3 protein-coding genes are annotated in these 1320 nt (G+C 54.8%); 1 reads left to right on the top strand and 2 read right to left on the bottom strand.

The annotated features are described in order from the left end of the window. Window positions 1-140: 140 nt before the first annotated feature. A complete protein-coding gene (locus IQ254_RS31105; RefSeq protein ID WP_193969997.1) occupies window positions 141-560 on the bottom strand; it encodes a four helix bundle protein in 420 nt (139 codons plus the stop codon). A gap of 14 nt (window positions 561-574) precedes the next feature. Continuing rightward, window positions 575-853 carry a CRISPR-associated endonuclease Cas2 gene (gene cas2, locus IQ254_RS31100; RefSeq protein WP_193969996.1) on the bottom strand — a complete coding sequence of 93 codons (279 nt, stop codon included), beginning with the start codon at window positions 851-853 and terminating at the stop codon, window positions 575-577. A gap of 71 nt (window positions 854-924) precedes the next feature. Here cas2 and IQ254_RS31095 point away from each other — a divergent pair, with 71 nt between their 5' ends. Beyond that, on the top strand, window positions 925-1308 hold the full coding sequence (locus IQ254_RS31095) for a four helix bundle protein (protein ID WP_193969995.1): 384 nt from the start codon (window positions 925-927) through the stop codon (window positions 1306-1308). The last annotated feature ends 12 nt before the right edge of the window (window positions 1309-1320 follow it).

Here is a 1320-nt window from a genome sequence, read left to right as displayed (position 1 = left end):
GAGGTGGGGAGATGAGGAGGTGGGGAGATAGGGTGTAGACGCGGAGCGGTTTCCCGGAGGATAGGGGTAACGAGTGTGATACGTAGGGGCAGACCCGTGTGTCTGCCCTGGCGAGCAATTGGATGAGAGGACAATTGGCGTTAAGCGGTGACCGGTAGAGGTGTTTCAGCGTTTTCTTTCAGAAGGCTGGGCGTAGTGGAAGCGGTTGCCATCAGCTGATCGAGGGCGGTGTAGAGATTGCGATAGTGGTCATATAGGTCTTGTCCGGCATTTGGGGCGAGATAGCCTGCTGCGATCGCAGCCTCAATCCAGGTCTGCATTTCGGCGGCTTGCAGCTGAGCGGTGCTGAGGGCTGCGATAAAACTCTCTCGATGTTGTCGTTGGCCCCAAGCGTCAGCTAGGTGAGCACAAACGGCTTGCGACGTGGCTAAGAACTGTTGGATTAAATAGACCTCTGACGTTTCTAGAAGTGGCTGTGCCCAGCGGGCGACTGCCACCGAACCCTGAAAGGCCATTTGGTAAACCTGAAGAGGTTGCACATGATGAGTAGGACGTTGCATGATGACTTCTCCTGTCAAACAATGAAAGCGGTATCGTCTATTTGTCGGGCGGGTTGATTGCCCAGAATCAGCACCCTGCGGCGGGTGTGGGCCGACATGGGGTAAAAGCGCACTTGGTCTTCGTCGGCCTTGATGTAGCGGGCCAGCTTCTTCCGCAGCATTTCGAGCTGCTTGTCAGTGAGCACGCATTCAAAGACCGATTTCTGCACCCGCATGCCATAGCCCTCTAAAAGGTGGGCGGCTTTGTTGCGGCGATTGTCTTTGACGATGTCGTAGGTGATTAGATAAAACATGTGGGGGGATGGGGATGTAGGGAGATGGGGAGTCGGGGAATAATTAGGGGTAAGTTTTTGGGTGTGTGGGAATGGGGAGAGGGTTGGTGCGGCAGCATCAGGATTTGGAGGTTTATCAGCTGGCGTTTGATGCGGCCATGCGGATCTTTGAACTCTCGAAGCAGTTTCCGGTGGAGGAGCGTTATTCCCTGACCGATCAAATCCGCCGTTCTTCGAGGTCTGTCTGCGCAAATCTGGCTGAGGCATGGCGGAAGCGTCGGTATGAAGCTGCTTTTGTGGCCAAGCTCACAGACTGCCAGGCAGAAGCGGCTGAAACCCAGACCTGGATAGCCTTTGCAGTCAAATGCAATTACCTATCAGGTGAGGATGGCAAGGCTTTATCCGAGCGCTATAACCCAATCCTTGGCAAACTCGTTAACCTGATTAACTACGCCTCCAAGTGGTGCCTGGCCTAGCCACCCCCCACC

Source organism: Nodosilinea sp. LEGE 07088, from assembly GCF_015207395.1.
Lineage (GTDB): Bacteria > Cyanobacteriota > Cyanobacteriia > Phormidesmidales > Phormidesmidaceae > Nodosilinea.
Note: the sequence above shows the minus strand (reverse complement) of the source record. Positions and strands in the feature narration are given on the sequence as shown.